Here is a 24,423-nt window from a genome sequence, read left to right on the forward strand (position 1 = left end):
TCCGTCGACGTCAGGACGGATAGTTCGACGCCAGCCCCTCGAGCGTCTCGAAGAAGCCGTGCTTCATGTCGTCGATGATTTCGGCGACGGGTCGTACGGCGTCGATGCGGCCGGCAACCTGGCCGGTGAGCGCGATGCCCTTTTCGATCTCGCCCTTGAAGTACACGTCATCGACGTGACCCATCATCTCCGTCATGGCCGAGTCCGGATCGCGCTCGAGCGCGGCTGTCTTCTCGGTTCGGATGCAGCGTAGGGCGGGTGCTCCGGCCGGCTTGAGGAGGACGGTGTCGGTTTCTGCCGCCCCTGTGATCGCGCTCTTCCAATTCTCGTGGACGGGTGACTCGGCGGCCGAGACCATTCGCGTCCCCATCTGTACGCCCTCGGCGCCGAGCGCGAACGCCGCCGCCATCGTTGCGCCGTCGCAGATCCCGCCCGCGGCGATGATCGGCACATCGACCTTCGAGCGCACGAGCGGCAGTAGGACCATCGTCGAGACTTCCTTGTGATTCTTGAAGCCGCCGCCTTCACCGCCCTCGACGACCAAGCCGTCCACGCCGGCATCGACGGCCTTCAGTGCCGCGCGCAATGTGGGCACGACGTGGAAGACTGTCAGGCCGGCCGCCTTGAGCGTCGACGTATACTTCCGGGGATCGCCGGCCGAGGTCGTAACGAATCGAACGCGCTGCTCGATCACGAAGTCGATGATGCTCGGGTCGCGGACGAAGGCCTGTGCGACGTTCACCCCGAATGGCTTGTCTGTGAGCTCGCGCATCTTGCGGATCTCGTCGCGAATGGCGTCGAGCTGCCCCGACGACGTTTCGATGATTCCGAGGGCGCCGGCGTTGGAGACGGCCGATGCGAGCTGGGCGCGCGCGATGAACCCCATCGGGGCTTGAACAATCGGGGTTTCGATGCTGAGCAGGCGGGTGATTCGGTTGTCGAACTTCATGGTCGCTATTGACACTAATTATGCCAATATGTCAATCGGATTTGGCGGAGACGCGGATCTCGACGAGCGTCGCATTCAGGTCTCCCTTGGGTCGGGCCACGACGACCTCGTCGTCGAGTTCCTTTCCGAGGAGGGCGAGCGCCATCGGAGACTCGGCGCTGATGTATCCGAGTTCGAGGTTGGTCTCGTCCGGGCCGACGATTCGGTAGATGAACTCGTCGCCAGTCTCGTCGTCCTCGAGGGTCACCCAGCATCCGAAATGCACGCGGCCGTCGTCCGGTGGTGGTTGCCGGACGATGGTGAGGACTTTCAGGCGGTTGCCGAGGAAGCTGAGCTTGCCGTGGATCCGACCGAGCTTCATTTTGCTGTAGGTGTACTCGGCGTTCTCGGAGCGATCACCTTCCGCCGCCGCAACCGCGACGGCGTCCGCCACGACACGGCTCTGTTTCCACAGCTCCTCGGATTGCCGCTGAAGCGCCGCGTAGCCGTCGGGCGTGATCTGACCAGGCTTACGCGATTCGTCCGGTCTCTTGCGTGTTCGAGTGCCCAGCGGCTGGTGCCCTCAGTCGAGAAGCTCGAGGACGTTCTCCGACGGCCTCGCGATGACCGCTCGCTCGCCGCGTAGGATCACGGGTCGCTGCATGAGCTTTGGATGCTCGAGAAGTAGGGCGATCACCTGCTCGCGTGTCTGATAGTCGTCTTCGTTTAAGCCGAGTGCCTTGAAGTTCTTGTCCTTCCGCACCAGGTCGGCGGGAGGGTTCGGCAACAGATCGAGGAATCGCTCGAGGGTGGTTTGGTCGAGAGGGTCGTTCATGTACTCGATGACGTCGCACGCGACGTCGCGTTCGCGCAGGATGTCCAGCGCGCCGCGAGATTTGCCTCAACCAGGGTTGTGATAAACGAGCAGCTTGTCCATGAGTTTTCGGTAGCGGGAGTTCTCGTCCGGAGCAAGAGGTCAGGAGGGGGACGTTGGTTAGTCTCGCGATTTTTGTTTAGTCGCGGACGCCAAGCGCCTCGGGCCGAGCTGAAGTTCCACCGCGACTAAACAAAAATCGCGAGACTAACCAACGTCCCCTCAGCGGCCTCAGCGGGCGGCCGGGAAGTCGAATGTCATCTGCAGGTGGGTGCCGTCGTCGAGCTGGACAGTCGTTTCGATCTCTCGCGCGGACGCAACGTCGTTTCCGACTAGTCGGTCGCCTTCGGGATTTAGGGGCACGGGTTCGCTTCCGTCGAGTACGACCCAGCCGGCAGCCGGGCGTACGGGTCGCCTTCGGGCGTCGCTGACGAACGTTTCGATCTTCCCGTCTCGCCGTCGCACTTCGATGTGATGATCCCCGCTCATTCCGAGTTGGCCGCCGTGGTGAGGGGTGTGGTCGGAGTGCGTCGCCCCGTGCTCGGCGACGAAGACGAACCGGGCGAGAGGCATTGCGGCGAGAAGTAGCCCGCCGGCGATTGCGCCCAGGAGGCGCAGGGGCGTTAGCCCGGGCTTTTCGAGATCCGCCACGTGACGAAGATCATGATCAGTGCGGGGAGGTAGATCCCAGGGAAGTCGATGGACCAGTGCTCGGGGCCGACGAGACCGCGCGTCGTGTCGATGACGTGCACGATCGCGTGCATGACGTAGAACCCCGTCACCATGAGGCACGCGGGTACGCGCCATGAGGGGCGCACTGCGGCGCCGCCGAGCCCGATCGCCGTCAGCGTGAACACCGCGCCGATGTCGCGGATGAAGTGCTCGTTCATCGGTCCGAAGTCCGGCACGCCGGCAGGGAGATTCTCGTACCAATGCGGGGGGTCGGTCAGCATCCACAGCCCAGTGGCGAGGTTCCCGAAGGCGAACAGGCCGAGGACGATCGCCCATGCGTCGAAACGGATCTTGCTGGAGTCGGGCGTGGTGGTGGGCGATGAAGTCTGCATGCGGGCCTCCCTTCGGGTCAAACGTCTCCGGAGCCTCGGAAGCTACACCATCCTCCCGCGCTGGCTACTCCGGGCGGGCGGGCCATCTGTCTCGGTTTTGCGCGAGGTGGTAGGGAGCCTGCGTGCCCGCCTTCCGATTTCCCACGCTTTTTCTGGTCCTGCTGGCCGCCGCGGCCTGCGGTGACGGGGCCCGCACGGCGACGGATTCCGGGATCGCACCCATTGATCCTGTTCCGCGGGTAGAGCCCGTCGACCCGATCGACGTTTCGGCGATCGAAGGATGCGGGCTCTTGCAGCAAAGGCACTGCCTGCTGCCGTTCCCGAGCGACGACTACACCGACGCCGACGCTGCTACGGAAAGTGGCCGCCGCGTCGCGTTGCCCGCGGGTCGCGGACCCCGGCAGCCCGACGTCCGTCTGAGCTGCTGGACCGGGCGGCAGTTCCTTCGTGCCTTCGGTCATTCCCCTCGGCGGCAAAGTGTAGGAAGAAGGGGAACGACGCCTGTCACGAACTACGAGAAAGTCGACGTCTATCCGATCGACCCCGAGGTTCAGGAGCAGATGCTCCTCGAGCAAAACGAGTGCACGTTCATGTGGCACACCCGCGACTCGTGGCCGATCGGAATGATCATGAGCTACGTCTGGCGAGACGGATGCTTCTGGCTCACGGCGACGAGTCAGCGTAAGCGCGTCCCGGCGTTGCGTCGCGACGATCGGGTGTCGGTCGCGATTTCAAGCGTGGGCACGAAACTCGGCCCAGCCAAGGGCCTGACGGTCAAAGGGAGATGCGCGATCCGGGAGGACCGGGAGACCAAGGATTGGTTCTATCCCGCGCTCGCGGCGGCCATCCTTCCGGGAATGGAAGACGCGCAGAGGGCCTTCGTGAAGATGCTGGATTCGCCCAACCGGGTGGTTTTCGAGGTGAAGCCCGAGAAGGAGTTCAGTTTTGACGCTACGAAAATGATGGAGGACTCGTTGTTCTCATGAGGTGAGACACCGAACGAGCCCGCGTTTCTTCTGTTCAGGTCTCTTGGGGGAGGCTCGCGAATCCTAGGCTTTTCGCGGCGCACGGTTTCCGGATACCCCGAGGCAGCTTCCACTTCCTTGGCTGATCCGGAGGATCTCATGCTCTCTCGCTCCCATCCTGGCTCTCCTCACGCCGATGTTCTCTCTGCCGGTTCTGGTGCCAAGTGCACTTGCGGCAACCGCGGAAGAGAAGTGCATCAACGCGCTAAACAAGGACTTCTGGAAGGCGCCTTCCGCGCGGGCCAAGGGGAACGCCACGTGCATGAAGGACGCTCAAACCGGGCAGCTCGGCCTGACGACGGCCCAAGACTGCCTCGAGCTCGACCGGAAGGGCAAGGTCGACAAGTCCATCGTGAAGGCGTCCGTCGACGTTCTGGCGGGCGAGGAGTGTGAAGACGACAACGACTGCTCCGCGGGCGACGTTTGCGGGAATTGTGAATGCGGCCCCCCGCTCGGGAGCTGGTTCTTCAACGTCGCGGCTGGCTCGAGCGCGAACTGTCCGGCGGATAGCCCGGCGGTTTCGTTCCTTAAGGGCCGAGGTCTGCCGACTGGTGGGCTGCTCGGTACGATCCGCAGCATTACGCGCGGCAACTTCCGCGCGAGCGCCAACTTCGAGCTCGTGTCCGTCGTCACCGTTCGTTGCTTCCCTGACGGGCACGAGAGCGCGGCAAGCAGGAGTCTTGCGACGATGAAGCCCAACCCTGTCTGCACGAACGTTCCGAACACGTCGAGGAAGCGCGTGACGAGCACCACGAGGAGAACAAGAATGCCGAAGTTGATCTCACCCAGGCTTCGGGCGGTGGATCCGTGCCATAGGAGGGCTCCGGCGATCACGAGCACGCCGAAGATCCACGCGGCCACGATACCGAAGCAGTGGTATTTCTGGCCGCTCGGCAGCAGCCGCACCGACTGAAGTACGACCAGGGCGAGGGCCGCGGTCTACAGCGCCCAGGCCATGACCCCCGGATCTCCTCGCAGATAAAGCGGTCCCCAGGAGAAGAAACTGCCGGTGAGAAGAACCGCGACGGGCGACCCGGTATGGCGCGTCGGCACGATTGGATGGGCGCTTCGCCACGCGAGAGGCGCCGTTAGCACCAGCCACACCAGGAACGACGCGATCGAGTTGCCCGAGAGCTGGAACGTCTGTGCGTAGAGTCCGATCCCGAGGAGCGGCAGAATCAGCCAGATGATCTCGAGCGAGACGGCAAGAGCTACAGCACGCGACTGCGCCCGGACCGCCCCCTCCCCAATCGCGCCGAGGAGCACGCGGAACGCCGCGATGCGCACCTCGGGACCGATCTGTTCCCAGTTGGTCGCGATGAGGAGCGAGATTCCGGCGAGGGCGAGCAGGCCGGCGAGAATCGCCAGCCAGGTGGTGCCCGAAATTTGTGCTTCGGGTTCGGATTCGTCTGTGCGGACCAGAATCGCGCGGCGTTGCTCACCGCTGATGATTCCGCCGTGTTCCGCGTCGGCGCGAACCTCGGCGAGTCGGTCTCCCTGTCCGGTCCGTTGTTGCTAGTAGAACCCGGCGACGAGTCCGAGGAGGATACCCAATCCACCCACCGTCTCCTTGTAGCCGGTTCGTGGAGATCAGCCGAATGTCGACGGCGGCGGGACCGCGATCAAGGTTCGTTCAGGAAGCGGATCTTGAGCCGACACTTCATGCTCGTACCGACCGGGTCCAAGCCGTCGTGATCGCTGTACTGCCTATTCTTCGGCGCGGCGGCGATGACGGAGACCTTGGTCGGTGGCAGTCTGGCGAGATCGATGATCGCGATCGCCTGGTCGTTGGTGTCGGCGCTGCCGAAGAAGTCCCGGACCTCGTCGTCCATGAACGCCGTGATCGTAGCGGGCAAAGTCGCCCCCCCCCCCCCGTGAGCCAGTCGAGCACACGGTTGCTGCTCGGACAGTCGACGTCGAACATGCAGTGCGCGCCTTTGCTCGGGCCGCCCTTGCAGATTTTGTAGTCGGAAAGAACGCATCCGGATCCGCTCGGTCCCGAGCCCCAGGCGGGGGTTGTGCCGATGACCAGAAGGCAGCTCAGTAGGGCGGTCTGGATACGGCGTCGCTCAGACATGGCGCGATCTCCTTCGGGAGCTTCGTGCCGCCCGAACTCCGAGTCTCCGATCCATGCCCCCGCCGAATCCGGTTTGGGGGGTCGAAAATTCATGGCCCTGTGGGAGCCGTCCCGGGCCCGGTGCCAGGTATGTTGCTGCACTAGAGCGCACCCGGTACCAATGAAACGTGGCGGACGTACCGCAACTGGTGCGCCAGTACTTCGCAAATCGAGGCGGTGAGGAGTGAATAAGAAGCTCGTTTTACCGCTGGCGGTTCTCGGTGCGTCGGCGGCGATCGCTGGTGTGCTGTTGAGCACCAGCAGCCCGGTTGAAAGCCGGCCGGCCGAGCGTCTCATCCGGGCCGTGCGGACGGTTCCCGTGGAGATGGAGACGGTGAGTCTCGACGTGAGGTCGCAGGGGACGGTCGCGCCGCACGCCGAGAGCGAACTCATCCCTGAGGTTTCCGGGCCGGTCGTCTGGACGTCCCCCGCGCTCGTCTCTGGCGGGTACTTCAAGGAGGGCGAGCCCCTTCTGCGCATCGATCGCGCCGACTACGAGGCGGCGGTGAGCCGTGCTCGAGCCATGTTGGCGCGTGCTGAGGGAGAGCACGAACACGGGCAGAAGGCCCTCCAGCGCCAGCAGGACCTCGCCAAGCGAAGCATCGCGAGCGACTCCGAATTGAACGATGCAGAGCGCGTGGCCCGGGTCGCCGCGGCCGGGCTCGACGAGGCACGGGTGGCTCTCGATCAGGCCGAGCGCGATCTCTCGCGCACGGAGATTCGCGCGCCCTACACGGGTCGGGTGCGCACTGAGCAGGTCGATGTCGGGCAGTTCCTGAGCCGCGGCCAACCGTTCGCGAAGGCCTACGCGACGGACTTCGTCGAGGTTCGATTGCCGATCGCAGATTCTCAACTCGCCTTTCTCGATTTGCCGTACTGGGGAGATCCGACCGCGGCGGCAGGCGAGCTGCCCAGCGTGACGTTGCGCGCGAAGTTCGCCGGCCGTGAGCACTCGTGGCAAGGCCGTATCGTTCGGACGGAAGGCGAGATCGACGCGAAGAGCCGGTTGGTGAACGTCGTCGCCCGGATCGATAACCACAGGGGCGGGGCGCAGTCGCCTCTCCCCGTAGGCCTCTTCGTTCAGGCGCAGATCGAGGGTCGACGCGCCGACGACATCGTAATCATTCCGAGGCAGGCGCTGGACGGTCCCGGCCGGGTTCTCGTCGTCGATCAGGACGATCGGCTTCGGTTCCGCGACGTCGAGGTGCTCCGGATCGCAGGTGAAGACGCGCTCATCGCAAAGGGCCTCGCTCCCGGCGAACGGGTTTGCGTTTCGTTGGTGCAGGCTCCCGTCGAGGGGATGCAAGTCCGCGCCGTGGAGGATGCGGAGGCCGCCGCGGGCGCTCGTTCGTGAAGTCCATCGTCGCCTGGTTCGTCGACAATCCGATTGCGGCGAACCTGCTGACGGTTCTGCTGATTCTGGGTGGGTTGCTGACGATGCGCACCATCCGGCAGGAGGAGTTCCCGAACATCGATTCGGAGGTCGTGCGCGTCACCGTGCCCTACCTGGGTGCCGCGCCGGAGGAGGTTTCGGACGCGGTCTGCGTGCGCATCGAGGAAGCGATCGCCGGCACGCCCGGGATCGATCGCTACTCGTCCAACGCCAGCGAAGGCAGCTGCACGGTCATGATCGAGCTCATCGAGGGGAGCGATCGCAGCACGATCGTCGGAGAGATCGAGAGCAAGGTCGACGGTATTTCGACCTTCCCCGTCGAGACGGAGAAGCCCGTCGTTGCGTACCTCGTGCTCACGCAGGACGTGATCAAGATCGCGATCTCCGGTGCCGCCGACGAAAAGACCCTCAAAGTTCTGGCGCAGCAGATGCACGACGAATTGGTGGTGCTCCCGGAAGTCTCGCAGGTCGACGTCGCGTACACACGGCCCTATGAGATCTCTATCGAGGTTCCGGAGCAGACGCTTCGGCAGTACGGTCTTACGTTCGACCACGTCGTGGAAGCGGTGCGAGCCTCGTCGATGGACCTCCCCGGGGGGTCTCTCAAGACCGAGGGCGGAGAGATTCTTCTGCGGTCCGAGGGTCAGGCGTATCGGCGGGAAGAATTTTCGTCGATCGCGGTTCTCACCCGACCGGACGGGAGCACGGTCGACCTCGGTGACGTCGCGGAGATCGTGGACGGGTTCCGCGACGACGACATTCGCGCGTACTTCGACGGCGAGCCGGCCGCGGTGGTGCAGGTGAACCGGGTAGGTGAGGAAAGCATCCTCAACATCGCGCGCGCTGTTCACGCTTATGTGGGACAGGCACGACTGCGCCTCCCCGAAGGCATCGTGCTGACGACCTGGAACGATGAAGCGGCGAGTCTTCGCGGACGAGTCAACGCGCTCGTGGGTAACGCGGGGGGCGGACTGGTGTTCGTCCTGCTCGTACTCGCTTTGGTGCTGCGCTTTCGGCTTGCGATGTGGGTGGCGGCCGGAATTCCGATCGCTCTGCTGGGTGCGCTCATGCTCTTCCCGGTGTTCGATTTTTCCATCAGCACCATCGCCGTCATGGGCTTCATTCTCGTCCTGGGAATCGTGGTGGACGATGCAATCGTCGTCGGTGAGCGCGTTTTCGCGTTCGAGCAGGAGGGTCATTCGCCACGGGACGCGGCGGTCCTGGGTACGACCGACGTACTGATCCCCGTCGTTTTCGGCGTGCTGACGACCATCGTCGCGTTTGCGCCTCTCGTCGTCGTGCCCGGTCGGATGGGGCAGTTCTTCGGGGTTCTCGGCGGGACGGTCATCCTCTGCCTGATTCTCTCTCTGGTGGAAGCTCTTCTGGTGTTGCCCTCGCACCTCGCGCATCGGAGCCGCGAGGCGGCCGACGACGTGCCGAGAGAGGGGTGGTCGCGTCTGCAGGACAAGGTCTCGGGTGGACTCGACCGGTTCGTCGTAAACAAGTACCAGCCCGCGCTGGACAGAGTGCTCGAGTGGCGCTACCTCGCGATGTCGATTGCGGTCGGCGTGCTGATCGTCACCCTGGGGCTCTTCCTGAGCGGACGAATCGGATTCCAGTTCTTCCCGGGAATCGAGGGCGACCGAATCTACGCGACGCTCACGATGCCGCCGGGAACCCCGCTCGCGCGTACGGAGGCCGCCGTTCGTCAACTCGAAGACGCCGCGTTGGCCATCGAGGCCGACTACCGCGCGGAGCACGGCGACTCCGAAACCCTGGTCGTTCACACGCTGTCGTCGATCGGTCGTCAGTCCCCGCGTGGGGGGCCGTCCTCGGTCTCTACGGGTGGAGGGACGCACCTGGCGCAGCTGCGGCTCGAACTTCCGTCGTGGAATGACCGTGAACTCACCGCCGGAGAAATCGGCGCGCGGTGGAGGGAGAAGGTCGGCGTGGTTCCCGACGCCGTTGAACTCAAGTTTGAGGCCTACTCGATGCACGCGGGGAGCCCGATCGGGCTGGTCCTGTCGTCGAGCCGGCCGGAGGATCTCGTCGCGGCTTCCGCCGAGCTCCGCGAGGCGCTGGCGGGATACGCCGGTGTGCTCGACGTCTCGGATTCGTTCCGGGCCGGCAAGGAGGAACTTCGTCTCAAGCTGTTGCCCGAAGCCGAGCCGCTGGGCATCACCCTGAATGACGTCGCTCGCCAGGTGCGCACCGCGTTCTACGGTGCCGAGGTTCAACGGATTCAGCGGGGCCGAGACGATGTCCGCGTGATGGTCCGCTATCCCGCCGACGAACGGCGCTCGCTCGGGAATTTGGAAAGTATGTGGATTCGGGCGCCCGATGGGACCGAGATTCCGTTCGCGGCGGTGGCGCGGGCGGAGCCGGGTCGTGGGTTCGCAAACATCGAGCGCATCGATGGTCGTCCAGTCGTGACGGTCAGCGCGGACATCGACCGGAGCGTGGCTTCTCCGGAAGATGTGATGGCGGCTCTCCGCGCGGACGTCTTGCCGGGTCTCCAGAGCCGCTACCACGGACTCCAGTACGGGCTCGAGGGCGAGCAGCGTGAGCGGGCCAAGGCTCTGGGCGGGTTGGCAAAAGCGTTCGGTTTCGCGATGCTGATCATCTACGCGTTGCTCGCGATTCCCCTGCGGTCGTACGCGCAGCCCTTCGTCATCATGTTGGCGATTCCGTTCGGGGCGGTGGGCGCCGTTCTCGGGCATGCGGTGATGGGCTGGAATCTCGTTTTTTTCTCTGTCTTGGGGATCGTGGCCCTGGCTGGAGTCGTCGTGAATGACAGCCTCGTTCTCGTGGACTTCGTGAATCGTGAAGTCGCGCGTGGTGCTTCGGTTGCAGAGGCCGCGCGGACAGCCGGAGCGAAGCGCTTTCGCGCGATCTTCCTGACGTCGGTCACGACGTTCGCCGGCTTGGCACCGCTTATGGTCAACGCATCCGAAGCCACATTCTTCGTCGTTCCGATTGCGATCTCTCTTGCCTTCGGAGTGCTCGTCGCGACGGCGGTTACGCTGTTTCTCGTCCCGAGCGGCCTCTTGATCGTGGATGACTTTCACAATTGGGTTGGCTCGGTCCGCGAGAACGAGGAGCCGGGTGCACCGGTGGAGACCGTCTGAAATGAAGTCGTATCGTGTCGTGCAATGGGGAACCGGGAACGTGGGCGGGGAAGCCCTCCGGTCGATCCTCGACGCTCCCCACCTCGAGCTTGCCGGTGTCCGCGTGTACACGAAAGAGAAGCACGGGGTGGATGCGGGAACGCTGCTCGGCCGCGACCCGGTCGGCGTAGCGGCGACCACGCGGATCGAGGACATCCTGGCGACGGATGCCGACTGCGTCTCCTACATGCCCCGCATCGCGGACCTGGACGATGTCTGCCGCCTCCTCGAATCGGGGAAGAGCGTCGTCGCGACGCCCTTTCTGTTCTACGCGCATGCGCTCCCCGCGGCCGACCGCGATCGCGTCGAGCGGGCATGCGCTGCCGGGGGAAGCTCGGTGTGTGGCATGGGGATCCATCCGGGATTCGTGGGGATGGTTCTGCCTCTGGCGCTCTCGGGTGCGGTGCGCCGCGTCGATCGCATCACCGTGCAGGAGCGCGCGAACTGGGACTTCTATGACAGCCCCCGGATCACGTTTGACAACATGCGCTTCGGTCGCGACCCGGAGGACGCGACTCTCGCCGCGAATCCGTTTGCGCGGTTTAACAGCGATCTCTTTCAGCAGCAGATCCACATGCTCGGCGCGGGTCTCGACGCGGGACTCGACGAAGTGACCGAAGAGCAGATCCTCGTGACCGCGGAGGAGGGCTTCGACGTCGCCGCGGGACACATCGCGGCGGGGACGGTGCGCGGGCAGCGCTACCGCTGGTGCGGGCTCGCCGGTGGCGTGAGGCGCATCGAGATCGAGGCGCTGTGGACGCTCGGGCCGGACTACCCCGAGGGCTGGCCGCGGCCGAAGGACGGCTGGACGATCACGATCGAAGGCGAGCCGTCGCTGCGAAGCCACTTCATCAGCCTCGCGAGCTTCGAGCGGAAGGACGCGACGATCGAGGAGCACGTGCACTCCGCCGACATCGTGACGGCCGTACAGGCGATCCACGCGATCCCGAGCCTCTGCGATGCGCCGCCCGGCATTCGTAGCCCGCTCGATTTGCCGGCGCCTCGCAGCACCCTGGGCTTCGGTGCGAGTACGCGCTCGGCCTGAGCGATGGGGGTCCTACATCGCCTTCAGGAGGCGGGTGAGCTCGCCCATCGATTCGAAGTCCTTCGCGCCGCGGCCCGTGAAGTTGCCACCCATGTTGGCCAGGATGAAATGCGTGCAGCCGGCGTCGGCCAGAGGCGCGGCCTGCTCGGCGATCTGCTGCGGGGTGCCGAAGTAATACTGCGCGGCGAGTAGCTCGGGTGTCATGCGCGCCTGAGCGGCCTCCACGGATTCTCTGGTCGTCTTCGCGGGGATGAGCTCGATCTGGCCGGCGAAGTCGTCGCCGAACGGATGATCGAGGCCGTGCTGCCGCCAAACGGCGCCTGGAAGGCCGAGGCTGTTGTACGCGATGTACGGACTGGCCATCGCCTGCTCGATCAGATGAGCGCGGTCTTCGCCGATCACGAGGAGCATCGTTTGCGCGGCGACGAATCCGTCCATGGCTCGCCCGGCGGCCGCGGCGGCGCTCGAGATCACGCCAAGTCGCCGACCGTACTCCTCGCCGCTCACCGGCTGTCCCGGGAGCCACCCGTCGGCGAAGCGACCCGTCAGCCCGAGCATTCGAGGCGCGTGGGCGCCGATGAACAGAGGCGGCGGCCGATCTTGCCACAGCGGAAGGTCGAAGACGGCGCCGTCGAGTCGGTAGAAGCGGCCCTCGTAGTCGACCGGCGTTCCGCCACTCGCGAAGAGAAGCTGGAGCACCTCGAGCGCCTCTTCGAAGCGGGCGACTCGTTGCTTGGACGGGAGTCCGTACGGCTCGGTATTCTCTCGTAAGCCGTTCCCGATGCCGAGTACCACGCGACCCTCGGAGAGATAATCGAGCGTGACGAACGTCTGCGCCAGCGACACGGGGTGCCGGCGGATGGCCTCGGTGACCGAGGTGCCGATGCGCAGGTTCGGGAACTTCGCCGCGAAGTGCGCCATCACGGGGGCGGGGTCGAAAAGGGCGTCTCCCGAGTGAATCACGTTCGCGGCGGCGCAGATGTCCGGTGTCCAGAGCCACTTGGGCGCGAAGCCCATGAAATGATCCGGGAACCAGATCGTGTCGGCCCCCATCTTCTCGGCTTGCTGGATGGAGTAGGTCGAGACGAAGAGCGGCGCGAGACAGCCGTCCTGATAGCCCACCGAGATCTGAGACATGACGCCGTCATAGCGCGGAACCGGCCCAAGCTCGACCTGCGAACACGCGACCTGATAGGAAGCGCAAACCATGGAATTCGGAGTCCTGATTCACGGCTACATGCCGAAGAACCCGCATGACGCCGGCGCCGAGCACGACTGGGTCGAGCGCGAGATCGTTCCGGCGGCCGACCGGTGTGGGTTCAAGTACGTCTGGTCGACTGAGCACCACTTTCTCGAAGAGTACTCGCACCTTTGGGCCAGGACCCCGCGCACCGCAGCACGCGGTGTCGTGAGGGGACGCTTCGCTGATCAGGAGGAAAGATGTCTCTCCCGGAGCCCAACATCCCACCCGCGAACGATCTCGAGGCAAACGTGCGATGGCTCCGAGACACGGAGCTGATCAAGGCGCTCGCGCAGTGCTACGCCTGCGGTGTCGACGCGAAGGACTTCGAGGTCGCCCGATCGGTCTTCCCTCCGGATTGTCGCGTCTCGGGTACGCTCCAGGAAGACGAGACAGGCCCCTGTCTCTTCCCAAGACCTCGACGGAGTACTTCCAGCGGCAGTGCTTCATCTCTTGCGACCCCGCAGAGAAGGGAATTCCGGCGTTTGCCTCGAACTATCCGCACCCGGGCGGGCCCGCGGACGACGTCGTCGGCGCCATCGCGAATCGCCCCGAGCTTTCCGAAGAATCGAAGCGGAGAATCCTCGCGGTGAACGCGCAGCGGTGTTTAGGGTTCACATGAACCATCGCGACCTAGCCGATCCGACGAGCCGAGTTCTCCCGCGCATTCTGCAGCGACAGGCACGCGAAGTGGGCGAGGTCGACTTCCTGATCCGCGGCGATCACCACGTCACCTTCGCCGCCGCTAACCGAATCACGGATTCGATGGCGGCGGGGCTCGCCGCTCTCGGTGTCGGCAAGGGCGATCGAGTGGCGCTCTACCTGTCGGGTCGACCGGAAGCGGTCCTCCTCCCGCTTGCCGTGAACAAGTTGGGCGCGGTGTGGGTGCCGATCAGCACGGACTACCGCGGAGATTGGCTCGCGCAGGCGGTGATTCGCAGTCGGTGCCTCGTCTTGGTGACTGAGTCCAAGCTCGCAGGCCATGTCGATTCGATTCGGCCCCGCCTCGGCGCCGAGCAGATCGTCGTGTTGGAAGACGAGAGCGGGAAGGCTCTCCTCGAAGCGGCGCCGCGCCTCTTCGATTGCTCGGATCAGCATTACGGCGACACCTGCGCGATCCTTTGGACGTCGGGGACGACCGGGCGATCGAAAGCGGTGCTGCAGAGCTACAACAGCTGGCTTCGCGGTATCCACCGTGCCGTCGGGCCGCAGTACGAGACCCGGCCGGGCGACGTCATCTACAACGTGCTGCCGTTGTTCAACACCGGGGCCTGGGTGACGAGCGTGTTTCGCGCGTTGGTCGAGGGCGTCACGTGTGTTCTCGATGAGCCGTTTTCGGTCCGGGAGTTCTGGGATCGGATTCGCAAGTATGGTGCGACCCAGACGTTCACCCTGGGAGCGATGCACATGTTCCTCTGGAACGCGCCCCAGAAGCCTGACGACGCGGACAATCCTCTGCGGATTGCGAAGATGATCCCGATGCCGGCGGAACTCGAGGCGCCCTTCGCGAAGAGATTCGGGATTCGTCTGCTCGGCCCCGGCTACGGCCAAAGCGAGTGTCCACTGGTCACGACCGCCACGGATCAGGAGGCCCCTGCCGGATCGATCGGATTTCCGATGGACGATACCGACGTCCGGCTGTTCGACGAGAACGATCGAGAGGTACCGACGGGCGAAGTCGGTGAGCTGCGGATCCGCCCGCTCGAGCCACACATTCTGTTCAATGGCTACTTTGGCGACGACGAGGCGACGCGGGCCGCGTACCGTGGCCCGAACGGCGAATGGTACTGCACGGGTGATCTGGCGCGACGAGACGAGGACGGGGCGTTTCGCTTCGTCGACCGCAAGAAGGACGCGGTACGCTTCGCCGGGCGGAACATCTCCTCGATGGAGGTGGAGAGCGTCGTACGTCGCCATCCGGCGGTGGCGGACGCGGCTGCGTTCGGGATCCCCTCGGCCGAGATCGAGTCGGAAGACGAGCTGAAGGTGAATGTAGTGCTCGCACAAGGGGCTTCGCTCGCGTTCGAAGAGCTCGCGTCCTACGTAAACGACAATGCCCCCTACTATTTCGTGCCGAGGTACCTCGAGTTCGTCGACGCCCTGCCGTTCACGCCGACGGGGAAAGTCGAGAAGTACAAGCTACGAGAACTGGGTGTGTCGGAACATGCGTGGGACCGGTCGACGTCGGGCTACGTCGTGCGGCGCTGACGGAGGACTTCGCTCGCCATGAAACGAGTTCTCAAACGGGTCGGGCTAGCGCTCGGAGCAATCGTCGGACTCGTCGCAGCCGTGACGTACAGTTGGACCATCACGCCCCAAGGCCGGCTCGACTACGGAGCGGCTGTGGTGTCCAAGCTGGCCTCCTGGCAGACCGGACCGCAGGAGTACACGCCCGAGGCCCGCGCCGGCGCGAACGAGATGGTCCGGGGGTTCCTGCCGGGAGAACCGGCCGAGCTCGCCCGGGGCGAAGATCGCGACGCGGTCTTCCGCGGCCATCACGTTCCGGTCCGGGTTTACTGGCCCGAGCTAGAAGGGCCGTTGCCGCTGTATCTCGACATCCACGGCGGCGGCTGGTGGATGGGGGACGGGTACCCGTTCGAGAAGATGACGACGCGGTTCGCTGCTGCGAGCGGGGCGATCGTCGTCTCCGTCGACTATCGGCTTGCGCCGGAGCATCCGTACCCGGCAGCGATCGACGACGTCTGGGCGGCTCTCAACTGGATGCACGCAAATGCAGCTGGTTTGGGCGGCGATCCAGAGAGGATTGCCATCGGGGGAAGCAGTGCCGGCGGAAACCTGGCGGCCGCGCTTGCGCTTCGGGCCCGCGACGAGGACGGTCCGGAGGTCTCGTTCCAGTATCTGCTCGTACCGGCGACCGATCTCTCTGGTACCACGGATTGGGCCTCGTTCGACGAAGCCGGGGAAGAGTACGTCCTGAAAGTGTCGGGCATCGCGACGATGATCGATGCTTACGTTCCCGATGCGGGGCAGCGCAGCTCCGCCTACATCAGCCCGCTATTGGCTCAAGACCATCGCGGTTTGCCCCCGGCTCTGATCGTGACCGCCCAGTACGACCCCTTGCGCGATCAGGGTGCGGCGTACGCCGAGAAGCTTCGTGCCGCAGGAGTCCCCGTGCAGTACCACGAGGAGCCGAACTCAATTCATGGATTCCTCGGTTCCCCCGAGCGCGCCGAGAGAATCCAGGCGCTTGGGGCAGAGGCGTTGCGGAACGCCTTCGCGGCGAACTAGTCCGGGTTGCGAGCGAGCTCTCGGGCCCGACATCCGGTTGACCGCACACCTCTGGATCGAAATAGTCTGGGTCACCGGATGGATCCGCTCACGCAGGGAGTTCTCGGCGCCGCTGCCGCGCAAGCCGTGGCCCCCCGCGAGCGCACGGTCTGGGCCGGCGTGCTTGGCGGCCTCTCGGGGATGGCGCCGGACCTCGACGTTCTCATTCGCTCGGCCGAGGACCCGCTACTCTTCCTGGAGTATCACCGCCAGTTCACGCACTCGCTGGTGTTCATCCCCATCGGCGGTCTGATCTGTGCGATCGTACTGTTCGCCCTGGTTCGCCGACGGATGTCGTTCGGTTCCGCCTACCTCTACTGCGTCGGGGGCTACGCGACCCACGGGCTTTTGGATGCGTGCACCTCGTACGGCACGCAGCTCTTCTGGCCGTTCTCGAACCTACGGATCGCGTGGAACAACGTCTCGGTGATCGATCCGTTGGTGACATTGCCGCTCCTGGCCTTCGTGTCGCTTTCCACGGTTCGCGCCGCGCCGGTGTGGGCGCGCCTCGGGTGCGTGTGGGTGGTGCTCTACCTTTCATTGGGCGTGCTGCAGCGAGAACGGGTGGAATCGTTCGGTGAAAGCGTGGCCGCCAGCCGTGGACACGAGGTGGTCGAGGTTGTCGCGAAGCCGGCGTTCGCGAATCTTCTCCTCTGGAAGACGATCTATGCGTACGAGGATCGATACTACGTCGACGCGGCGAGAATGGGCTGGCGCCCGCGATCGTTTGAGGGGGAGAGCGTTCCGGCGCTCGTTCCGAGCCGCGATCTGGCCTGGCTCGACCCTGCGAGTACACAGGGCGAGGACCTGGAACGCTTCCGTTGGTTCTCCGGCGGGTACATCGCGCTCGACCCGGTCCGAGGCGACCGCGTCATCGACGTTCGCTACTCGATGATCCCGAACCGGATTGAAGCCCTTTGGGGAATCGAGATCGATCCCTCGGTTCCGCCCTCGGCACACGCCCGGTTCTTCACTTCGCGCGAGGTGGGCCCGGAGCGTCGCGCCGAGATTCTGCAAATGCTGTTCGATGAGCCGCCCCTTCGGGACTAGCTGCCTCCGGTGACGTTAAGTACGGAAGTAGACATTCTTCGATCACCGACCTGGCGGGGTCGAACACGGCCGAGACCGGCGTACCGACGAGTGCGCTGATCTTGTCGCAGCTGAACTAAAGAGGAAGGGATCCGTCATGAGAGAAGACCTGGAGCTATTCATCGACACCGAGAAGGGCGAGTGGATCGATCTCGGTCTTCCGAATTCGGAGCCCGGAGAGAATGCCATGCAGCTCCTCCGGATCAGCGAAGAGAACGGCTCCTACACGGCCCTGATCAAGTCGAAGGCGGGCACGGTCATCCCGCCGCACGTACACCTGGGAGAGACCGTCGTGTACGTGCTGGAGGGCACCCTCGAGTACCGCAATGGTGTGGCGAAGAAGGGCGGGTTTATCTACGAGCCTGCCGGTGCCGTACACGATGCGACGCAGCACGCCGTCGACACGATCTATCTCGCACACGTCCAGAGCGGCGCCATCTTCCTGAACGAAGATGGGAGCGAGGGCCCGGTCTACGATTGGCGTTCGGTGAAGGCCATCGTCGACGCGCACGAGGCGTCCAAGGCCGCGCGCGGCTGAGCTGCTCCCGAGGTTTGGGCTAGGCCCGGGCTTCGGCGCGGTGGTTCTTGGAACCCTGACGGTCGGGTCGCTGGTGGTTCTGCCAGCGCAGGGGCTTCTTGGAGCGGGACGAGCCGGGCATCGAACGCACCCGCCGAATCAGGAGGCCGGGATCGCGCTCGTCGGGCGTGGCCGATCGCTTCTCGAAAGTGAGCGCCTGGTCGGCTGAGATCTCGAAGGTCGTCCGCGACTGGTCGATCTTGATCGCACCGACGTCCTTGCTCGTGAGGTCGCCTCGGCGGCAGATGTGCGAGAGTACCCGGTTCGTCGAGGCGCCTTGGCGCTTCCCCCAGTTGATCTCGAACCGTTGGTACGGACCGCGCGGACCGCGGTCGCCGTTCTGGGAGGTCCGGGTCGGGCGCGTCGCTTCGCTGACCTCGGCGACGTTCGCGGGCGGGCGGGGAAGCTTGGGCTCGACCATCTGGAGCAACGTTGCGATGACTTCGACCGGGTCGCGATTCTCGAGCATGAGCTTCGCGTAGGTCGCCTGCTTCTCGGACGGTGCTTCGTCGCTGTCGAGGACGGTGTGGAGCCGCCTACGCGTCTGCTTCGTGAGCGCGCGCTGGATCTGCTCGGGTGTCGGGACCGACTGCCAGTCGGCCGTGATCTTCGCGGTCTCGAAGACGCGCTTCACGTGTCGCTCGGAATGAGCGGGCGCGAGAAGAATGCTGCGTCCCTTCTTGCCGGCTCTACCGGTTCGGCCACTGCGGTGCGTGTACGTTTCCGCGTCGGTCGGCACGTCAGCATGGATCACCATGCCGATGTTCGGGATGTCGATGCCGCGCGCGGCGACGTCGGTCGAGATCAGGATCTCGACGGATCCGCTCTTGAACGCGTTCAGCGTCTGCGTGCGTTGGGCCTGGGTGAGCTCTCCACTAAACGGGAGGGCCGAGAAGCCGTCCTTCGCCAAGCGTTCCGCCAGCTGGGTCGCATCGACGCGACGGCGGACGAAGACGAGCGCGCGCTCTCCGCGGGCGAGGAGCAACACGTTCACGAGTGCGTCTTCCAGGTCGCGCGGACGGATCCGGTGGGCGATGTGCTTGATGTCGGCGTTGGCTTCGCCGAGTCGCGTGCCCTGGACGTGGAGCGGGTCGTTCTGGAAGCGGTCTGCGAGACGGCGGACCGCGTGCGGGAATGTTGCGGAAACTAGGTGGCTGTGGCGCTTGGCTGGGAGCTGCTCGAGGATCGCTTCGAGCTCTTCGCGGAATCCCATGTCGAGCATCTGGTCGGCTTCGTCGAGGACGACGTGTTCGACGTTCGCGCAGGTGAGCGCGCGGCTTCGCATGTGATCGAGAAGACGGCCCGGCGTACCCACGACGAGGCCGGGGCGACGGGCGAGGGCGCGGCGCTCGCGCACCTGATCGGTTCCACCAGTGACAACCTCGACGTCGGCGTCGGGGATGCCTTCGAACAACCAGCGCAGTTCGCCGGCGACCTGGGCCGCAAGCTCTCGGGTCGGTGCGATCAGCAGGGCCAGAGGGCCGGTGCGCTTGGCACCACGATCTGCCTTTTGAGCCGCGGCCATGAAGTCGGCGGCCAGGCGCAGGCCCAGTGCTACGGTCTTGCCGGAGCCCGTCTGGGAGGAGATCCGCAGGTTCCGCCCGTTTCCTTCGGCGGAGAGGACGGCCTGCTGTACGGCGGAGAGCTGGGTGAAGCCACGCTTCTCCATCGCTGCTCGCAGCGGGGCAGGCACGCCATCAAATGGGGTGATCTCGTTCATTGGGTCTCGCAGAGGGGGTTCGGGGTGGACGACTCCGGCAAGGAACGCGGAGGTCGGTCGGGCCGTATGGCCGAACCAAAGACCTTAGCCTCTAGAGGGGGATTTGTCCCGTGGCGACGATTCGCCCGGGTCAGGGAGATCCGACCGGCTCGGTGAGCCGTTCGGCGCCTGCTTCATAGGGTCTGTTGGGCGAAGAGGGTCAGCTGCCGTGGGGCCGGCGGTTGCCCATGATGAGCTTCTTCATGCCCTCTTCGAAAGCGACCTCGCAGACGGTCGCGGAGGACAAGCCCACGACGACGCCGGTGCCGAACTTCTTGTGCTTCAGGTGAACGCCGACGGCGTACTCGCCTGTGGTGTCGTAGGGCCGTGGGTCGCCCGTGACGTTCTTCATGAGGGCCTTCCAGTGCTCCTCAGGCGGCAGGTCCGGGGCGGCCTTCGTGGCGGCCTTGCGGGTCGCCGTGCCGGGCGCACGGAACTGGTGCTGAGCCTTGCAGGTGTGGCACTCGACACGCGTCGGCTTCCAGCCGATCTTCGCGATGACGATGTGGGTCGTGACGCCCTTGCACTTCGTACACTTGGCCTCGACGTCGTCTCCGACCTCGATCGTCTTGGGCGGGGCGGCTGGGGTCTTCTTCGCAGGCATTAGACGGCGGTCCTATGGGTCGAGAGGTTTGTCGGGGTCGCAAGTAGCGTCGCCGGCAGGAGAAATTCCTTCCAGCGGGACCAACCTCGTACCAAAATGAGGTACGGAAGGGCCGCCTCGGAAGCAAGTTCCGCGAAATCGGCCATAGGACGCGCCGTGGGCCCATCCTAGGAAAGCCCGTAGATCCGCTTCACGTTCTCCCCCAGGAAGGCCGCCCGGGTTTTGGCCGAGAGGAGGGCCACGAACCGCTCCAGGGCGGGTACCCAGGTCGATGGATGGTCCGGGTGGGGGTAGTCGGTGGCCCACATGAAGCACTCGGCGCCGACGTGGTCCATGATCAGGGGAGCCGCCGTCTCGTCGGGATCGCCCGAGATGAAGCACTGTCGGCGGAAGTACTCCGAGGGGGGTCTCTTGAGGGGCGTGGTCCGACCCAGATTGGTCTCGTAGATCGCGTCGATCCGGTCCAGGAAGGCCCCGGCCCACCCGCAGCCGGACTCGAGCACGCCGAGCTTGAGGGTAGGAAACCGCTCCAGCGTGCCGTAGGCGAAGAACGACAGGAGGGATTGCTGGGCGCCCTGGCGGAGCATCGTGTTGTAGAAGAACTCGCTCGCCATTCCGAGCCCCTTGAACCGGATGGGAACGGCCCAGGTCGGCTCGATCGTCGGGTGGATGGCGATTGGGACGTCGAGTTCACACGCCTTGGCGAACAGGGGGTCGTGATCCGGATGGCCGTGCGCTTTGCGGTTGTGGTTGAACGGCGCGACGAAGGCGCCCCGGCACCCGTCCTTCACCGCCCGCTCGAGCTCGGTGGCGGCGCCCTCTACGTCCAAGAGAGAGACGTGAGCGATCGGGACGAGCCGCCCTTTCGTGTCGCGGCAAAAGTCCGCAATCCAGCGATTGTAGGCGCGCGCGTATGCGAGTGAGAGTTCGGGGTCCTCGAGTTCGGCTTCCCAAAGAAGGCCCAGGGTCGGGTAGAGAAGGACCTTCTCGAGGTTCTCGCGATCGGCGAGTTCGACCCGCTCGCTGGCATCGCCGCCGCCGTAGGGAATGTGATCGTTGTATTTCCGATCGGGGCTGAGTCGCGCCATCTCCTCGCCCATGGCGCCGAGCATGCCGAGCGATCCCGGACGGGTGCGGACGGCGGGCTTCCCGTCGATCTCGAGGAACTCGAAGCCGTCGTCGTTCGTGCCGATTCGGATTGCACGCGCGCGATAGCGCTCTTCGAGGTGGGTCTCCCAGAGATCTGCCGGCTCGAGAACGTGGCCGTCGGCGTCGATCGTGCCGGGGAAGGGAAAGGGCAGTGCTTCGTAAGGCATCAGAGGCTCCCGTCTCGGTCTCAGTCCATCTTGGCGGCGAAGAGGCGAGCGCGCGCACGCGTCACCACTTCCGGCTTCCCGACGATGAAGATCTCTCCCTCGGCAAAGAAGCTGGTCCCGCGTCGTTCCGTGATTCGGCCGCGAATGAGCAGAGGGGACTCCGTCGGTAGCGGGCCGATGTAGCGGACCGTGAGCTCACCGGTGACGACCGGCGTGCTCTCCTTCGCATAGGCCGTCATGCATAGTGCCTCGTCGAGGAGGGTCGCCTGGATCCCGCCGTGTACGACGCCGGGGGCTCCGCCGTGGTGCTCGTGAACGGCGTACTCCACCTCGACGCCTTCGTTCGTTTCGAAGAAGCGCAGTCCGAGCCCGTTTGGGTTGTCGGCACCGCATCCAAAGCAGGTGTTCGGGCGGTCGGTCTGGAAGGCGATTTCGCGACGGTCGGTTTCACTCACGATGGATCTGGATAGTGAAGCTCCCGATTCCGGACAACATTTTTAGGAGCTGCACAGCAGTGCGCTGGGAGTGGATGCCTAGGGGGTGGGACGAGGCCGTCCCTCGCCCGGAGGCAATGAAATGAGTCTATCTACGCGAATTGTCAGGAATATTTTCCATCTCGCCGTCGCGCTCGCCCTGCTGCTGGTCGCCGACCTGTCCGCGCCAAGAGCCCAGATGGTCATCGGGAACCGGGCCCTGATGGGGGACCAACTCTTCTTTTTCCTTCGATGCCCGCATGGACCGGGGCCCGTTCTTCTGCGCGACGAATCGCGCCTTCTGAGGCCGCCGGGACGTCTTGGCAGCCTTCGGCAGCATCATCATGGACCCCTCTCAGGATCCCAAGGTGAACGGGCAGGGCGGGCTGGCGGTCGTCACGCCGGTCGCTTCATACTGCTTTGAGCAATAGCCGCCCGGAACTTTGACGGGGAGAACCGGCTCGGTCTAGACCGATGGCATGACCCCCGAAGACCTCGTCGAGATCGAGCGCATCCGTCAATTGAAAGCCCGCTATTTCCGGCTCCTGGACCAGAAGAAGTGGGACGAGTGGGCGCAGGTGTTCTGCGAAGACGTGACCATCGACACGACGCAGGACGGCGCACCGGTTCTCAACGGCCGCGCCGCGTTTCGCGAGTTCCTACCCCCGATCCTGCAGAACGTTAAGACGGTTCACCACGGGCACACGTCCGAGATCGAGCGCATCGGTCCCGACACGGCGAGGGGCGTCTGGGCCATGGAGGACATGCTCTGGTGGCCGGAAGCGGACGGCGGACGGCACCGCTGGGGGACGGGCTGGTACGAGGAGGAGTACCGCAGGGATCCCGACGGCGAGTGGCGTATTCTGAAGCTCGTTCTGCGCCGGGTTCGAGTCGAGATGGACGGCCAGCAGATCTTCCCACCGCCGGGCGGCTGAGCGGGATCGGTAGGGACGTTCGTTAGTCTCGGCGTTTTCTTTAATCGTCACTCTCGCGGCGGTTTCGTCGTCGTGCCTCGGCGGGGGCGCCTTCGGTGGTTCGTCTTGATCGCCGGGGGCATGGGAGCATTTCGTGATTTCGGCCGTGCTCCGGTCGTGCGCATCAGCCCGCGTCTCGGAGGCGGGCCAGCCGAGTTAGGGGCGGCTCAGACGTTGAAGCGGAATTCCACGACGTCGCCGTCCTGGACCTCGTACTCCTTGCCTTCGATGCGGAGCTTGCCGGCCACCCTCGCTTTCGCGAACGAGCCCAAGCTCTTCAGGTCGTCGTAGCTGACCGTTTCGGCGGCGATGAAGCCGCGCTCGAAGTCGGAGTGGATGACGCCGGCCGCGCCGGGAGCCTTCGTCCCCGCGGTGATCGTCCAGGCGCGCGTCTCTTTCTCGCCCGTCGTGAGGTAGGTGCGTAGACCGAGGAGCTCGTACACGGCTCGGATGAGGGCACCGACTCCGCTGCTCTCGACCCCGAGGCCTTCCAAGTACTCCGCCGCTTCCTCTTCGCTCAGGTCGATGAGTTCGGCTTCGATTGCGGCGCTCACCACGATGGCGCTCGCGCCGTGCGTGTCCTCGACGTATTTCCGGACGGCGGCGACGTGTGCATTTCCATCCGGGTTCGAGGAGGCTTCGGCGAGGTCGTCCTCGGAGACGTTGCACGCGAAAATCGTGGGTTTCGACGTGAGCAGGAAGAAGCCGCGAAGGAGCTTTCTTTCCTCCTCGTCGATCTCGAGGGTCAGGGCAGGCTTGCCCTGGTCGAGGTGCGGCATGAGCTTCTCGATCAGCGCGTTCTCTGCCGCGGCCTCCTTGTCGCCTCCGCGTATCTTCTTCACGTTGCGTTCGCCGCGGCGCTCCAGGGCGGCGACGTCGGAGAGGATCAGCTCGGTATTGATCACCTCGATGTCGCGCAGCGGGTCGACGGAGCCGTCTACGTGGTGGATGTCCGAACTTTCGAAGCACCGCACGACCTGCACGTTGGCGTCGACCTCGCGGATGTTGCTCAAGAACTGGTTTCCGAGTCCCTCGCCTTGGCTGGCTCCTTTGACGAGGCCGGCGATGTCCACGAATTCGATGGTCGTCGGAATGATCTTTTGAGAGCTCGAGAGTTCCGCGAGCACGCCGAGGCGGGGGTCCGGGACCGTCACGATCCCCTGGTTCGGGTCGATCGTGCAGAATGGGTAGTTCTCGGCGGGTGCCTTCCTCGTGCGGGTCACCGCGTTGAAGAGTGTGGACTTTCCGACGTTGGGGAGACCGACGATACCTGCTTGCAGCATACGGGGGCGAACCTAGACGATGAGAGGCCCGGTCGCACGCCCGGGACGGCAGGGGGGCGAGGCCCCAAAGAAAAAGGGGAGGCCCGCGTGAGCGAGCCTCCCCTTTTACCGGTTCCTAGCTGAAGTGAATCAGCTCTCGCCGGGACGGAGCAGAGTCTGCTCGTACAGAGGCGGTACGGTGTTGCCGTAAACGCCGCCGACGCTCCCG

Annotated in this window: 25 protein-coding genes; 11 read left to right on the forward strand and 14 right to left on the reverse strand. The window is 64.9% G+C overall.

Annotated features, from left to right (window positions below; genetic code table 11):
* Positions 1-10: 10 nt before the first annotated feature.
* From P8R42_06885 to P8R42_06905, 5 genes are all read right to left on the reverse strand, one after another.
* Positions 11-949, reverse strand: coding sequence for a nitronate monooxygenase (locus P8R42_06885; protein ID MDG2304369.1), 939 nt, complete (start codon positions 947-949; stop codon positions 11-13).
* 31 nt (positions 950-980) lie between these two features.
* Complete coding sequence (locus tag P8R42_06890; GenBank protein ID MDG2304370.1) at positions 981-1,499, reverse strand: GreA/GreB family elongation factor; 519 nt, start codon at positions 1,497-1,499, stop codon at positions 981-983.
* Positions 1,500-1,511: 12 nt separating this feature from the next.
* Complete coding sequence (locus P8R42_06895) at positions 1,512-1,763, reverse strand: ArsC/Spx/MgsR family protein (protein MDG2304371.1); 252 nt, start codon at positions 1,761-1,763, stop codon at positions 1,512-1,514.
* A 270-nt stretch (positions 1,764-2,033) separates the two neighbouring features.
* A complete protein-coding gene (locus tag P8R42_06900; GenBank protein ID MDG2304372.1) occupies positions 2,034-2,453 on the reverse strand; it encodes a hypothetical protein in 420 nt (139 codons plus the stop codon).
* The gene (locus P8R42_06905; GenBank protein ID MDG2304373.1) at positions 2,426-2,866 is read right to left on the reverse strand and encodes a hypothetical protein; all 441 of its coding nucleotides are present in this window, start codon (positions 2,864-2,866) and stop codon (positions 2,426-2,428) included. Before P8R42_06905 ends, P8R42_06900 begins: the two co-directional genes overlap by 28 nt.
* 122 nt (positions 2,867-2,988) lie before the next feature.
* Here P8R42_06905 and P8R42_06910 point away from each other — a divergent pair, with 122 nt between their 5' ends.
* Positions 2,989-3,852, forward strand: coding sequence for a hypothetical protein (locus P8R42_06910; protein ID MDG2304374.1), 864 nt, complete (start codon positions 2,989-2,991; stop codon positions 3,850-3,852).
* Between the two features lie 175 nt (positions 3,853-4,027).
* Positions 4,028-4,804, forward strand: coding sequence for a hypothetical protein (locus P8R42_06915; GenBank protein ID MDG2304375.1), 777 nt, complete (start codon positions 4,028-4,030; stop codon positions 4,802-4,804).
* A gap of 26 nt (positions 4,805-4,830) precedes the next feature.
* On the opposite strand, the gene P8R42_06920 is transcribed toward P8R42_06915, so the two are convergent.
* Both P8R42_06920 and P8R42_06925 read right to left on the reverse strand, forming a co-directional pair.
* Entirely contained in the window at positions 4,831-5,340 is a 510-nt protein-coding gene (locus P8R42_06920; protein ID MDG2304376.1) for a DUF2157 domain-containing protein, read from the reverse strand.
* 173 nt (positions 5,341-5,513) lie between these two features.
* On the reverse strand, positions 5,514-5,723 hold the full coding sequence (locus P8R42_06925; GenBank protein ID MDG2304377.1) for a hypothetical protein: 210 nt from the start codon (positions 5,721-5,723) through the stop codon (positions 5,514-5,516).
* Positions 5,724-6,191: 468 nt separating this feature from the next.
* Between P8R42_06925 and P8R42_06930 the strand changes: the two genes are divergently transcribed.
* The 3 genes from P8R42_06930 to P8R42_06940 are packed head-to-tail and all read left to right on the forward strand — an operon-like array spanning position 6,192 to position 11,612.
* Positions 6,192-7,361: an efflux RND transporter periplasmic adaptor subunit gene (locus tag P8R42_06930; protein MDG2304378.1), complete on the forward strand. Its 1,170-nt coding sequence runs from the start codon at positions 6,192-6,194 to the stop codon at positions 7,359-7,361.
* A complete protein-coding gene (locus P8R42_06935; protein ID MDG2304379.1) occupies positions 7,358-10,528 on the forward strand; it encodes an efflux RND transporter permease subunit in 3,171 nt (1,056 codons plus the stop codon). The genes P8R42_06930 and P8R42_06935 overlap by 4 nt, the downstream gene beginning before the upstream one ends.
* A 1-nt stretch (position 10,529) precedes the next feature.
* Positions 10,530-11,612, forward strand: coding sequence for a dihydrodipicolinate reductase (locus P8R42_06940; protein MDG2304380.1), 1,083 nt, complete (start codon positions 10,530-10,532; stop codon positions 11,610-11,612).
* 12 nt (positions 11,613-11,624) lie between these two features.
* Here P8R42_06940 and P8R42_06945 read toward each other — a convergent pair whose 3' ends face one another.
* Positions 11,625-12,749, reverse strand: a complete 1,125-nt coding sequence (locus P8R42_06945; protein MDG2304381.1) for an LLM class flavin-dependent oxidoreductase — start codon at positions 12,747-12,749, stop codon at positions 11,625-11,627.
* A 70-nt stretch (positions 12,750-12,819) separates the two neighbouring features.
* Here P8R42_06945 and P8R42_06950 point away from each other — a divergent pair, with 70 nt between their 5' ends.
* From P8R42_06950 to P8R42_06970, 5 genes are all read left to right on the forward strand, one after another.
* A complete protein-coding gene (locus tag P8R42_06950) occupies positions 12,820-13,131 on the forward strand; it encodes a hypothetical protein (GenBank protein ID MDG2304382.1) in 312 nt (103 codons plus the stop codon).
* A gap of 339 nt (positions 13,132-13,470) precedes the next feature.
* Positions 13,471-15,060 carry an AMP-binding protein gene (locus P8R42_06955; GenBank protein MDG2304383.1) on the forward strand — a complete coding sequence of 530 codons (1,590 nt, stop codon included), beginning with the start codon at positions 13,471-13,473 and terminating at the stop codon, positions 15,058-15,060.
* 18 nt (positions 15,061-15,078) lie between these two features.
* Entirely contained in the window at positions 15,079-16,101 is a 1,023-nt protein-coding gene (locus tag P8R42_06960; GenBank protein MDG2304384.1) for an alpha/beta hydrolase, read from the forward strand.
* A 78-nt stretch (positions 16,102-16,179) separates the two neighbouring features.
* The gene (locus P8R42_06965; protein ID MDG2304385.1) at positions 16,180-17,190 is read left to right on the forward strand and encodes a metal-dependent hydrolase; all 1,011 of its coding nucleotides are present in this window, start codon (positions 16,180-16,182) and stop codon (positions 17,188-17,190) included.
* A gap of 136 nt (positions 17,191-17,326) precedes the next feature.
* Complete coding sequence (locus tag P8R42_06970) at positions 17,327-17,767, forward strand: cupin domain-containing protein (protein ID MDG2304386.1); 441 nt, start codon at positions 17,327-17,329, stop codon at positions 17,765-17,767.
* A gap of 19 nt (positions 17,768-17,786) precedes the next feature.
* Here the strand turns inward: P8R42_06970 and P8R42_06975 are convergent, their stop codons facing one another.
* From P8R42_06975 to P8R42_06995, 5 genes are all read right to left on the reverse strand, one after another.
* Positions 17,787-19,526, reverse strand: a complete 1,740-nt coding sequence (locus P8R42_06975; GenBank protein ID MDG2304387.1) for a DEAD/DEAH box helicase — start codon at positions 19,524-19,526, stop codon at positions 17,787-17,789.
* Positions 19,527-19,725: 199 nt separating this feature from the next.
* Positions 19,726-20,169 (reverse strand): hypothetical protein, encoded by a 444-nt coding sequence (locus tag P8R42_06980; protein MDG2304388.1) that lies wholly within the window; start codon positions 20,167-20,169, stop codon positions 19,726-19,728.
* A gap of 167 nt (positions 20,170-20,336) precedes the next feature.
* Positions 20,337-21,485 carry an amidohydrolase family protein gene (locus P8R42_06985; protein ID MDG2304389.1) on the reverse strand — a complete coding sequence of 383 codons (1,149 nt, stop codon included), beginning with the start codon at positions 21,483-21,485 and terminating at the stop codon, positions 20,337-20,339.
* Positions 21,486-21,505: 20 nt separating this feature from the next.
* Positions 21,506-21,940, reverse strand: a complete 435-nt coding sequence (locus P8R42_06990; GenBank protein MDG2304390.1) for a PaaI family thioesterase — start codon at positions 21,938-21,940, stop codon at positions 21,506-21,508.
* A 127-nt stretch (positions 21,941-22,067) separates the two neighbouring features.
* The gene (locus tag P8R42_06995) at positions 22,068-22,304 is read right to left on the reverse strand and encodes a hypothetical protein (GenBank protein ID MDG2304391.1); all 237 of its coding nucleotides are present in this window, start codon (positions 22,302-22,304) and stop codon (positions 22,068-22,070) included.
* 133 nt (positions 22,305-22,437) lie between these two features.
* Between P8R42_06995 and P8R42_07000 the strand changes: the two genes are divergently transcribed.
* Positions 22,438-22,893, forward strand: coding sequence for a nuclear transport factor 2 family protein (locus P8R42_07000; protein MDG2304392.1), 456 nt, complete (start codon positions 22,438-22,440; stop codon positions 22,891-22,893).
* Positions 22,894-23,099: 206 nt separating this feature from the next.
* Here P8R42_07000 and ychF read toward each other — a convergent pair whose 3' ends face one another.
* On the reverse strand, positions 23,100-24,215 hold the full coding sequence (gene ychF / locus P8R42_07005) for a redox-regulated ATPase YchF (protein MDG2304393.1): 1,116 nt from the start codon (positions 24,213-24,215) through the stop codon (positions 23,100-23,102).
* Between the last annotated feature and the right edge of the window lie 208 nt (positions 24,216-24,423).

It is taken from the genome of Candidatus Binatia bacterium, from assembly GCA_029243485.1.
Taxonomy (GTDB): domain Bacteria; phylum Desulfobacterota; class Binatia; order UBA12015; family UBA12015; genus VGTG01.

Excerpts from the sequence above, each read along its gene's own strand:
- P8R42_06970 (MDG2304386.1), top strand. The coding sequence starts at position 17,327 with ATGAGAGAAGACCTGGAGCTATTCATCGACACCGAGAAGGGCGAGTGG.
- P8R42_07000 (MDG2304392.1), top strand. The coding sequence starts at position 22,438 with ATGACCCCCGAAGACCTCGTCGAGATCGAGCGCATCCGTCAATTGAAA.
- P8R42_06945 (MDG2304381.1), bottom strand. The coding sequence starts at position 12,749 with ATGTCTCAGATCTCGGTGGGCTATCAGGACGGCTGTCTCGCGCCGCTC.
- P8R42_06925 (MDG2304377.1), bottom strand. The coding sequence starts at position 5,723 with ATGGACGACGAGGTCCGGGACTTCTTCGGCAGCGCCGACACCAACGAC.
- P8R42_06885 (MDG2304369.1), bottom strand. The coding sequence starts at position 949 with ATGAAGTTCGACAACCGAATCACCCGCCTGCTCAGCATCGAAACCCCG.
- P8R42_06940 (MDG2304380.1), top strand. The coding sequence starts at position 10,530 with ATGAAGTCGTATCGTGTCGTGCAATGGGGAACCGGGAACGTGGGCGGG.
- P8R42_06950 (MDG2304382.1), top strand. The coding sequence starts at position 12,820 with ATGGAATTCGGAGTCCTGATTCACGGCTACATGCCGAAGAACCCGCAT.
- ychF (MDG2304393.1), bottom strand. The coding sequence starts at position 24,215 with ATGCTGCAAGCAGGTATCGTCGGTCTCCCCAACGTCGGAAAGTCCACA.
- P8R42_06955 (MDG2304383.1), top strand. The coding sequence starts at position 13,471 with ATGAACCATCGCGACCTAGCCGATCCGACGAGCCGAGTTCTCCCGCGC.
- P8R42_06895 (MDG2304371.1), bottom strand. The coding sequence starts at position 1,763 with ATGAACGACCCTCTCGACCAAACCACCCTCGAGCGATTCCTCGATCTG.
- P8R42_06965 (MDG2304385.1), top strand. The coding sequence starts at position 16,180 with ATGGATCCGCTCACGCAGGGAGTTCTCGGCGCCGCTGCCGCGCAAGCC.
- P8R42_06905 (MDG2304373.1), bottom strand. The coding sequence starts at position 2,866 with ATGCAGACTTCATCGCCCACCACCACGCCCGACTCCAGCAAGATCCGT.
- P8R42_06975 (MDG2304387.1), bottom strand. The coding sequence starts at position 19,526 with ATGAACGAGATCACCCCATTTGATGGCGTGCCTGCCCCGCTGCGAGCA.
- P8R42_06995 (MDG2304391.1), bottom strand. The coding sequence starts at position 22,304 with ATGATGATGCTGCCGAAGGCTGCCAAGACGTCCCGGCGGCCTCAGAAG.
- P8R42_06980 (MDG2304388.1), bottom strand. The coding sequence starts at position 20,169 with ATGCCTGCGAAGAAGACCCCAGCCGCCCCGCCCAAGACGATCGAGGTC.
- P8R42_06960 (MDG2304384.1), top strand. The coding sequence starts at position 15,079 with ATGAAACGAGTTCTCAAACGGGTCGGGCTAGCGCTCGGAGCAATCGTC.
- P8R42_06915 (MDG2304375.1), top strand. The coding sequence starts at position 4,028 with ATGTTCTCTCTGCCGGTTCTGGTGCCAAGTGCACTTGCGGCAACCGCG.
- P8R42_06985 (MDG2304389.1), bottom strand. The coding sequence starts at position 21,485 with ATGCCTTACGAAGCACTGCCCTTTCCCTTCCCCGGCACGATCGACGCC.